The organism is Nonomuraea montanisoli, assembly GCF_013363975.1.
Taxonomy (GTDB): domain Bacteria; phylum Actinomycetota; class Actinomycetes; order Streptosporangiales; family Streptosporangiaceae; genus Nonomuraea; species Nonomuraea montanisoli.
Map to the genome: position 1 here is coordinate 85,997 of NZ_JABWGN010000003.1, position 10,223 is coordinate 96,219.

9 protein-coding genes are annotated in these 10,223 nt (G+C 73.5%); all 9 read right to left on the reverse strand.

The window, feature by feature from the left end:
- Window positions 1-33: 33 nt before the first annotated feature.
- Window positions 34-2,082, reverse strand: a complete 2,049-nt coding sequence (locus tag HTZ77_RS07300) for a hypothetical protein (RefSeq protein WP_175588706.1) — start codon at window positions 2,080-2,082, stop codon at window positions 34-36.
- A 45-nt stretch (window positions 2,083-2,127) separates the two neighbouring features.
- The gene (locus HTZ77_RS07305) at window positions 2,128-3,000 is read right to left on the reverse strand and encodes a DivIVA domain-containing protein (protein ID WP_175588707.1); all 873 of its coding nucleotides are present in this window, start codon (window positions 2,998-3,000) and stop codon (window positions 2,128-2,130) included.
- 106 nt (window positions 3,001-3,106) lie between these two features.
- The gene (locus HTZ77_RS07310) at window positions 3,107-3,397 is read right to left on the reverse strand and encodes a YggT family protein (RefSeq protein WP_175588708.1); all 291 of its coding nucleotides are present in this window, start codon (window positions 3,395-3,397) and stop codon (window positions 3,107-3,109) included.
- Between the two features lie 80 nt (window positions 3,398-3,477).
- A complete protein-coding gene (locus HTZ77_RS07315) occupies window positions 3,478-3,978 on the reverse strand; it encodes a cell division protein SepF (protein WP_175588709.1) in 501 nt (166 codons plus the stop codon).
- Window positions 3,979-4,116: 138 nt separating this feature from the next.
- Complete coding sequence (locus tag HTZ77_RS07320; protein ID WP_175588710.1) at window positions 4,117-4,809, reverse strand: YggS family pyridoxal phosphate-dependent enzyme; 693 nt, start codon at window positions 4,807-4,809, stop codon at window positions 4,117-4,119.
- Window positions 4,810-5,078: 269 nt separating this feature from the next.
- Entirely contained in the window at window positions 5,079-6,497 is a 1,419-nt protein-coding gene (gene ftsZ, locus HTZ77_RS07325) for a cell division protein FtsZ (RefSeq protein WP_175588711.1), read from the reverse strand.
- Between the two features lie 381 nt (window positions 6,498-6,878).
- Window positions 6,879-7,541 carry a cell division protein FtsQ/DivIB gene (locus HTZ77_RS07330; RefSeq protein ID WP_175588712.1) on the reverse strand — a complete coding sequence of 221 codons (663 nt, stop codon included), beginning with the start codon at window positions 7,539-7,541 and terminating at the stop codon, window positions 6,879-6,881.
- A gap of 148 nt (window positions 7,542-7,689) precedes the next feature.
- Window positions 7,690-9,090 (reverse strand): UDP-N-acetylmuramate--L-alanine ligase, encoded by a 1,401-nt coding sequence (murC, locus tag HTZ77_RS07335; RefSeq protein WP_175588713.1) that lies wholly within the window; start codon window positions 9,088-9,090, stop codon window positions 7,690-7,692.
- The gene (murG, locus tag HTZ77_RS07340; RefSeq protein ID WP_175588714.1) at window positions 9,087-10,163 is read right to left on the reverse strand and encodes an undecaprenyldiphospho-muramoylpentapeptide beta-N-acetylglucosaminyltransferase; all 1,077 of its coding nucleotides are present in this window, start codon (window positions 10,161-10,163) and stop codon (window positions 9,087-9,089) included. Before murG ends, murC begins: the two co-directional genes overlap by 4 nt.
- Window positions 10,164-10,223: the final 60 nt, after the last annotated feature.

The window sequence follows — 10,223 nt, forward strand, 5'->3', positions numbered from 1 at the left end:
CCTTCCGCGTTCCCGGGGTGTGCCCGGGAACGGTCAGTCGTCGGTGTCGTCGTCCTCGCGGCAGACCGAGCAGCTCGTCAGCCCGGCCTCCTCGGCGTCGGCGAGGGGCATGGCCAGGACGCCCGAGTCGCCCACGGCGCGGACGAGGGGGCAGTCGGTGGCGTGGTAGCGGCTCGTGCCCTCGATCACCTTGACCGTGGCGGAAGCGTTCGTGGACCCGCCGGAGGCCGCCTTGGAATCCTTGGACGACTTCTCAGGCTCCTCGGCCGCGCCGGAGGCCGAGCTCCTGGGGTTGGCGGTGGAGTCCTTCGCGTCCGAGGTGGAGTCCTCGGCGTCGCGGTCCGCCGAGCCCTTGGCGGTGGTCGTCGAGCTCTTGGCGGTGGTCGTCGAGCTCTTGGCGCCTGAAGAGGAGGTCTTCGCGCCCGAGGAGGCTGCGCCCGGGATCGGGCCCTTCGGCTTCGCGGACGACTCGGCGGCCGACGCGGGCCGGACCGGGACGTCCCGTGTCCCCGGCTTACGGGCGGGAGGCTCGACCGGCTCACCGGTGGCGGACACGGCGCGCTGCGGCCGCGTCTCCGGCCCCTGCTCGTCGTCGGCCGTCGAAGGCCGTTCCAGTGCCCGGTCCTTGGCCTCCGCGCCCGTGGCGGGCCTGGCGGCGCCCTCGGAGCGGACCGGGAAGATCTGGGTCGCCTCGCCCGGCCGTGATCCCGCCGGAGCGGACGGGCCGGCTGGCGCCTTGGGAGCGCGCGCGGCCGGCGGGGTGAACGCCACCGAAGGAGAGGTCTGCTGGTCGTCGTCCTCGTCGTCGCCGGAGCCCGCGCCGGGAGCGGCGGCCGAGGGCCGCGCGGCCGGCCCGCCCGCGGCCGAGCCTCCCGCGCCCTGGCCGGGCCCGCTCTTGCCGGACGTGTCCTTGCCGGTCGCGCCCTTGCCGGTCGCGCCCTTGCCAGGCGCGCTCTTACCGGTGGCGTCCTTGCCGGACGTGTCGCCTGGGGTGTCCTTGCCGGGAACGTCCTCGGCGGAGGCACCCGAGGCGCCCGAGGCGTCGTCGCCGGAGGTCTTCTTGGGCGTGCCCTTGCTGGTCGCGCCCGCGCCGGTCGGCCCCTTGTCATCGGCCGGACGGGCGAACCACGCGTACGGCTCGGAGGAGGAGCCCGATCCGGCCTCCGCCTTGGCGGCCTCACCGGAGGCGGCGGCGGGGGCGGTCGAGCCGGGCTTCGCGCCGGGCTTGGGAGCGGAGCCCGAGGCGGGCTCCGAGGGGCGTGCGGGGCCGCGATTGTCGGCGGCGTCCGTGCCGGGGGTGGAAGCCTTCGCGGGGGGCGCGGCGGGCTTCGGCGCGGCGGGCGGACGGCCCGTGCCGGTGGGGACCGGCGGGCGCAGGATCCGCGTGGACGCGGAGGAGTCGTCGGGCTCTTCGGAGCCGGCCGGCTCGGCGCGGCTGCCCGTGGAGACCACGGAGCCGCTGGAGGTCGCCGGACCGGACGACGCCGGGGGGGCGGACGACGTCGTGGTTCCGGAGGAGGCCGCCGGTTCGGGGTCGGCGACAGGGGGGAGCTGCCGTCCGCCGAGGGCGGCGTCGGGCAGGCACGTCGTGCAGGGCGTGAAGCCCTCCTCGCGTGCCTCCTCGTAGGTGAGCTCTTCGTGATCCCGGCCGACCAGCTGGCGGCACCCCGCGACGTGGTAGCGCTTGCGCCCCGGGATCACCAGGACGAGCGCGTCCGGGGTGATCCCCGTCGCCGGCGCGCGGCGCGGGGCGGACGCGGGGACGGTCGCCGTCTGCTGCACCCGCGGACGCGGGGACGGCGACGCTCCCGTCGGGCCGGTCTGCGGCACGCCGGTCGGGCCGGTCTGGCCGTACGGCATGCCGGGCGGCACGTGCCCCAACGGAGGGGCGGCCGGCTCGGCGGCCCGCCCACCACTGGGGAAGAGCTCGTGACGCCGCAGGAAGGCCCCGATCACCAGGAACAGCGCGGACAGCACGCTGACCACGATGGACCACATGATGAGGTACACCTTGGCCAGGACGAAGCCCGCGATCAGCAACACGACCGCCGCGAGCACCAAACCAGCGCTGATGAGGATCACAGAGGGCTCTTTCGAAGTGACGGGCCTGGTGGTCGACCCGTTACTTTACCGGCGGTCGTTGTGAGGACCGTCACCGCCGGGGAAAGCGCCCTGCGGGCCGTCGCCGCCGAACGGGCTCGGACCGCCGGGGAGCGGCTGCTGAGCGCCCTGGGGAACGGCGTGGGACATGGCCGGAGCGACGGCCGCCGGACCACCCGACATCACCGGGAAGGCACCGCTGCCCTCGGCGGAGACGTTGAGCTCGGCGAGCTGGTTCTCCAGGTAGAGCTTGAGGCGGCTGCGGTACTCGCGCTCGAAGCTGCGCAGCTCCTCGACCTTGCGCTCCAGCTCGTCGCGGGTCTGGACGAGGGAGCCCATGGCCTGGCGGTGGCGCTCCTGCGCGTCGCGCTCCAGCGTCTCGGCGCGGGCACGGGCGTCGCCGATGACCTGCTCGGCCTGGCGGCGGGCCTTGGTGAGGATCTCGTCGGCCTCGCGGCGGGCGCGGGTGACGGTCTCGTCGGCCTCACGCCGGGCGTCGGCGATCGCCTGGTCGGCGGTCTGCTGGGCCAGGGCGAGCACGCGGGCCGCGGTGTCCATGTTGTCCTCGGCGGGAGGCATGTTCATGGCCACGGGGACCGGCTGGGGCTGGGGCTGCGGCTCCGGGGCCCGCATGGGCTCGGGCTGCGGGGGCGCCATCATCTCGGGCTTGGGCTGCTCCTGCACCGGCGCGGAGGCCATGGGCATGCTCATGCCGCCCGGCACCTTCCCGCGCAGGCACTCGCCCAGCTTGGCGCGCAGCTCCTCGTTCTCTTGGATCAGGCGGTCGAGCTCGGCCTCGACTTCGTCGAGAAACGCGTCGACCTCTTCCTCGTCGTAGCCCGGTCGCAACCGGGTCGTACTGAACTGCTTGTTCCGCACGTCAGCGGGCGTCAGCGGCATCTTTTGGTCTCCTTGGCGCGCTTGGAGTCTGTCCGGAGGGACGGGGATCCCGAATCACTTCAGCGCGGACACGAGTTGGATCTCGACCGGTGCCCCGCGGTCCCTCTCACCGGCCCATCCATCCCACGATCTGGATCAGGAGCAGGACCACGATGAAGAGGACTGTGAAGCTCAGGTCAAAGGCCACCGTACCCAACCGGAGCGGAGGAATGAAACGGCGGAGGAACTTGAGGGGTGGGTCTGTTGCGGTGTATGTGGCTTCGGCCAGCACCAGTACGACCCCGGTGGGTCGCCACTGGCGAGCGAACGCCTGGACCGTCTCAAAGATCATCCTGCCGATGAGCAGCACCAGGTAGAGCGACAGGACGACGACCAAGATCTGACTTACGATCGCCACGGGCTGGCCGCGCCTCCCCTTCTGGTGTGCCCTGCGGGCCTCGGCGAGACCCGGTCGGGTGCGATAGGCATACAGAGACTCTAACTCTGGTTGAAGAACCCGCGTTCCGCGATTCGAGCCTTGTCCTCGGCGGTCACCTCGACATTGGCAGGGGACAACAGGAACACCTTGTTGGTAACACGTTCGATGTTGCCGTGTAGGCCAAAGACCAGACCTGCCGCGAAATCGACCAGGCGCTTGGCGTCGCTGTCAACCATCTCGGTCAGATTCATGATGACGGGAGTGCCGTCGCGGAAGTGCTCACCGATCGTCCGCGCCTCGTTGTAGGTGCGGGGGTGGAGCGTGGTGATGCGGGCCAGATCGGTCGTACGGCGCTCCAGGACGGTCGTGGCGGGCCGGGGCGCGGGGACGCCCGGGTCGGTCTCCTCGTCGCGGTCCTGGACCGTCACGGGCCGCTCCTCGCCGGTGCGGGGGGCCTCGTCCTCGTAGGCGTACTCGTCCGGGTAGGTGTCGTACCTCTCGTAACGGTCGTCCTCCACGAGACCGAGGTAGACCGCCATCTTGCGCATCGCGCCGGCCATCGCTACGTCGTCCTCCTGCTCATGGTCGCACTCGCTCGGGCCTGTCGCAGCGCCCGAGGCGGTAGCCGTACCCCCTTGAAGCTCACCGCTGATCGACCTCTACTGGATGCGCGGGCCTGAAGCCCACTTGAGGGGACATTACCTGACGAAGGGCTTGCGACGGCCGAGCAACGCCGTACCGATCCGCACGTGTGTCGCGCCGTGCGCGACGGCCTCCGCCAGATCGTCGCTCATCCCGGCCGAGATCATGGTGGCGCGCGGGTGGTTCTCCTGCACGGCCTGCGCCACCTCGCGCAGCCGCGCGAACGCCTTGCCCGGGTCCTCGCCCAGCGGCGCCACGGCCATGACCCCGCCGAGCCAGACGTGGCCGAGCGCGGCGATCTCGTCGGCCAGCGCCGGCACGTCGGCCGGGAGGGCGCCGCCCCGGGCCGGGTCGTCGTCCAGGGACACCTGGACGAGGCAGCCGACCTCCCGGCCCAGCCGCCCGGCCTCCTTGCTGAGGGCGGCGGCCAGGCGCAGGCGGTCGACGGAGTGGACGACGTCGGCGTAGCCGGCGACGGAGCGCACCTTGTTGGTCTGCAACTGGCCGACGAAGTGCCAGGTCAGGGGCAGGGAGGCCAGCTCGTGGGCCTTGGGCGCGGCTTCCTGGTCGCGGTTCTCGCCGACGTCGCGCACGCCCAGCTCGGCGAGGATCCGCACGTCCTCGGCGGGGCGGGTCTTGGTGACGGCGATCAGCGTGACCTCGCCGCGGTCGCGTCCGGCCGCCCGGCACGCCTCCGCGATCCGCCGCTCGACGTCGGCCAGCCCGGCCGCGATCTCGTCCCGCCTCATCGCGCCTGTCCCTTTCCCTCAGGACTTCGGGACTGCCCTGTTCGTCCCGCCTCATTCATGGGGCCTCTCGCGGCTTCCCGCAGGCCCCCATCATGCCCGGTGCCCGTCCGTCCCCGCCGACCGGGCCGATCACCGCGCCCGTCCCGTACGGGCGGCGCCGCGCGTACGGCGACAACCGTCTCGGGGGGACGCCCTCGGTGCGGCCCCGCACACAGCGGCGCCGCTCCGCCGTCCCGTTGGCCGGGAGCGGAGCGGCGAGGGCGCGACGGTCACTTCAGGAAGTCGGGAACGTCGAGCTCCTCCTCCTGCTCCTCGAAGACGACCGGGCGGCGCTTGGCCGGCTCCGACATGCGGGAGGTGATCGGGGTGGGCGGGGTGGCCGGCTCGGGCGTGGGCCGCGGGATCGAGACGGGGCCCGGCGGCTCCTCGGCCACGACGACCGGCTCGGGGTCGGGCGCGGGCTCGGGAACGCTCTCCACCGGCCGCATCGGCTCGGTCCGCAGCTCCGGCCGCGGCTCGGCCCGCAGTTCGGGACGATGCTCCGGACGGGGCTCGGACCGGAAGTCGGGCCTCGGCTCGGGCCGCACCTCCGCGCGCGGCTCGGGCCGCGGCTCCGGCCTGGGCGCGGGCTCGGCCTTCACGGTCGGCGGGGCGACGCTGGGACGCGCCGGGGAGGAGACCGGCGGCGCCGCCTGGGCCGCGGGGCGGCTCTGCGGGCGCGGCAGCTTCTCCACCGGCGGCGGCACGTCGTCGAAGCCGGCGGCGATGACGGTGACCCGCACCTCGTCGCCCAGGGCGTCGTCGATGACCGTGCCGAAGATGATGTTGGCGTCGGGCGCCGCGGCCATGGACACGAGCTGCGCCGCCTCGTTGATCTCGAACAGGCCCAGGTCGGACCCGCCCGCGATCGACAGCAGCACGCCGTGGGCGCCGTCGATGCTGGCCTCCAGCAGCGGGCTGGAGACCGCCATCTCGGCCGCCGCGACCGAACGGTCGTCGCCGCGCGCGTGGCCGATGCCCATGAGCGCCGAGCCGGCGCCGGACATGACCGACTTCACGTCGGCGAAGTCGAGGTTGATCAGACCGGGCGTGGTGATCAGGTCGGTGATGCCCTGGACACCGGACAGCAGCACCTGGTCGGCCGCCTTGAACGCGTCGAGCACGCTCACCTGCCGGTCGGAGATCGACAGCAGCCGGTCGTTGGGGATCACGATGAGGGTGTCGACCTCGTCGCGCAGCGTCTCGATGCCGGCCTCGGCCTGCATGGCGCGGCGCCGGCCCTCGAAGCTGAACGGCCGGGTCACGACGCCGATGGTCAGGGCGCCGAGGGACCGGGCGATGTTGGCCACCACGGGCGCGCCGCCCGTGCCGGTGCCGCCGCCCTCGCCGGCCGTCACGAAGACCATGTCGGCCCCCTTGAGGACCTCCTCGATCTCCTCACGATGATCTTCCGCCGCCTTGCGCCCCACGTCGGGGTTGGCGCCGGCGCCCAGTCCGCGCGTGAGCTCACGGCCCACGTCGAGTTTGACGTCGGCGTCACTCATCAGCAGCGCCTGGGCGTCGGTGTTTATCGCGATGAACTCGACGCCCTTGAGTCCCTCCTCGATCATCCGGTTGACGGCGTTGACTCCGCCGCCGCCGATGCCGACGACCTTGATGACCGCGAGGTAGTTCTGCGGTGCTGCCACGACGAGGGGCCTTTCCGCTCGTTTACTTGCCATTTCGGTGCGGATGTCTCCGCGTTCTCAGTTCGGGTAAGTCTCAACCTCAAGTTGAGATTCAGATTTATGTCAACCTGAGGATTGATACGGACAGTAGGAGTTACGCTCCGGGCGGGTCAACTAACCGCGCCGCAAGCACGTCCGGCGTGTCGCGGGCTGTCCGTTTCGCTCTGTGGTCTCGCCAGGTCGGGGGCACTCCTCCGCCGCACGTCCCGCGTACAGGCTCTCACGCCCGGGCCGCCGGCGCGCACAGGCGCGGCGAACCTCTCGCACCCCCGCTGATCGGACGGCGGAAACGCGCCCGGCGGACAGCCGGTAAGGATCATTACCAGATGCGTCGCGATAAGATCACTTGAGGGTGACGACGTCCGGCGAGCTGACGTCGTAGACGTCGGCCTTGCGTCCCAGGACCCGCGTCAGGATGCGCGCCTTCTCCTCGCCGCGCTCGGCGCCGCCCCAGAAGACCGTGCGGCCGTCGGTCAGCTCCAGCGACACGCCCTCGGCCGTGGTGGCGCTCACCTGGCGCACCCTGCCCGCCAGCGAGCCGGGCAGCGACTGGACGACCTTGAGCGCGGCCATCGTCGCCGGATCGCCCGCGGCCGGCCGGTCCACCTTGAGCACCGGCAGCCACGCCGGGGCCAGGTCCCTGACCTCGATCACCACGCCGTGCGCGTCGACGAGCGCGGCCCGGCCGCCGACGGGCAGGGAGGCGATCGGCCGCCGCTCGCTGACCCGGATGCGCAGCGTCCCCGGCCAGACCCGCTCGGCCTTGGCCGTGGCGAGCTGCGGCAGGGTCAGGACCCGGGCCTCGACGCCCTCCAGGTCGACCGTGGCCAGCGGATGCAGGGCGGGCACCGCGGCCTTCTCCTTGACCCGGTCCTCGGGCACTGTGAGATTTCCCACGATCTCCACCGAGCGGACGCCGAGGACCGGCGAGAAGAACACCAGCCACGCCGCGACGCCGACCACGCCCACGGTCAGCAGCACCAGCAACGCCGTCCGCGCCCTCATCACTCTCCCGGCTGCACGCCCATCCGACCCGATCACGGCACCGAACCTACGCCGAGCGCCGCCCACGCCGCCCGAGGCGCGCCCGCCGCCCGGAGTCCCCGCCCTGCCGGGCGGTCCGAGGCGTGGCCGGAGGCGCCCCGTGCGGGCGTCAGCGGCCGGAGAGCTCCGCCAGGATCCGGGGGCCGAGCTCCGTCACGTCCCCGGCGCCCATGGTGAGCACGATGTCGCCCGGCCGCGCGCGGGACGCCGCCAGGCCCGGGACCGCGGAGCGGTCGGGCTCGTACGCGACCCGCTCGGCGGGCAGCGGCACGCGGCCCGCGACCATCGCCCCCGACACGCCCGGCTCGGGGTCCTCGCGGGCGCCGTAGACGTCGAGCACGATCACCTCGTCGGCCAGCCCGAGAGCCGTGCCGAAGTCGTCGGCGAAGAACCGGGTGCGCGAGTACAGGTGGGGCTGGAAGATGGCGACGACCCGCCCGTCGCCGGAGTAGGAGGCCACCACGTCGCGCGCGGCCCGCAGGTCGGCGGCCAGCTCGGTCGGGTGGTGGGCGTAGCTGTCGAACACGGCGACGCCGCCCGCCTCGCCCTTGGCCTCGAAGCGCCGCTTGGTCCCGCCGAAGGCCGCCAGCCCGTCCCTGATCTCCTCGAACGGCAGGCCCAGCTCGTCGGCCACGGCGATCACCGCGGCGGCGTTGAGCGCGTTGTGGGCCCCGGGCACGGCCAGCCTGACCTCGCCGCGCCCCTCGACGGTGAAGCGCGTGCCGAACCCGTCGGGCCGCACGTCGGTCACCCGCAGCTCGCCCGCCTCGCCGTACGTGCGCACCCGCAGCCCGCGCGCCCGCGCGGCCTCGGCCATCTCGGCCGCGCCGGGGTCGTCGGCGCAGGCGATGAGCAGCGAGCCGATCCGCTCGCTGAAGCGGGCGAAGCTGTCGTGGACGGCGCGCGGGTCGCCGTAGTTGTCGAGGTGGTCGGCCTCGACGTTGGTGACCACGGCGATGTCGGGGGCCAGCATGAGGAACGAGCCGTCGCTCTCGTCGGCCTCGGCCACGAACACCTCGCCGGAGCCCTCGTCGGCGCCGAGCCCGGTGGTGACGAGCTGGCCGCCGACGCAGTAGGACGGGTCGGCGCCGCACTTCTGCAGCGCCACGGTGAGCATCGAGGTGGTGGTGGTCTTGCCGTGGGTGCCGGCGACGGCGACGGCCGTGCGGCCGGCCATCACCGAGGCGAGCGCGGCGGCCCGCGGGATGATGCGCAGCCCCTGCCTCAGCGCCTCCCCCAGCTCGGGGTTGGAGTCGCGGATCGCGGTGGAGACGACGACGGTGTCGACGTCCTTGATGTGGGAGGCGGCGTGCCCGATGTGCACGGTGGCGCCGAGCCGGCGCAGCTCGCCGACGAGGTCGCTGCTGCGCGCGTCGCTGCCGGACACGCGCACGCCGCGCTTGAGCAGGATGCGGGCGATGCCCGACATCCCCGCGCCGCCGATGCCGATGAAGTGGACCCGGCCCAGGTCCTCGGTGGCGATGGGCTCGACCAGCTTGACCAGACTCATCCGGCTATCTCCAAGACTTTCCTCGCGAGCATGATATCGGCGTCCTTGCGCCCGAGCCGGGCGGCCGCCTCGGACATGACGGCGACCCGCTCGGGGTCGCGCAGGATGGGCAGCAGGTGGTGGACGATCCACTGGGCGGACAGCTCCGCGTCGTCGGCCATCAGCCCGCCGCCGCCCGCCACGATGCGCTCGGCGTTGACGCGCTGCTCGCCGGTGCCGTGCGGCAGCGGCACGTACGCCGCGGGCAGCCCCACCGCGGTCAGCTCGGCGCAGGTCAGCGCCCCGCCCCGGCACAGGGCGAGGTCGGCGGCGGCGTAGGCGAGGTCCATGCGGTCGATGTACGGCAGCAGGACGTACTGGGGGTCGCCCGGCGGCGGCTCGTGGTCGGGGACGTTGTCCGGCCCGAGCACGTGCAGCACCTGGATGCCGGCGGCGCGCAGGGCGGGGGCGGCGGCCAGCGCCGCCTGGTTGAGCGACCTGGCGCCCCGGGAGCCGCCGAAGACCAGCAGCGTGGGCCGGTCGTTCTCCAGCCCGAACCAGGAGCGGGCCTTGTCGCCCGTGGACAGCCGGTCGAGGGTCGCGATCTCCCTGCGCAGCGGCGTGCCGATGTAGGCGGCGCCGGCCAGGGCCGGCTCGGGGAAGCCGCTGAAGACGTGGTCGGCGAGCCGCGCGCCGAGGCGGTTGGCCAGGCCGGGGCGCGGGTTGGCCTCGTGGACCACGATCGGCAGGCCGCGCCGCTTGGCGGCCAGGTAGGCGGGCGTGGCGACGTACCCGCCGAAGCCCACGAGGATGTCGGCCGCGACGCGGTCGAGCACGGCGGCGACGGCGTTGACGGCGCCCGCCAGCCGGCCGGGCACGGTGAGCAGCCGCGGGGTGAGGGCCCGCGGCAGCGGCACGGCCGGCACCAGCTCCAGGTCGTAGCCGCGGGCCGGGACGAGCTGCGTCTCCAGGCCGCGCTCGGTGCCCACGCACGTGATGCCGACGCCCGGGTCGAGGCGGCGCAGCGCGTCGGCAAGGGCGAGCGCCGGCTCGATGTGGCCGGCCGTCCCGCCACCGGCGAGGACCACCCTCATGTCCACTCCCTCACGTCGTGCCCAGCGTCCCGTCTCTCACGTCATGCCCCGCCGCGCGGC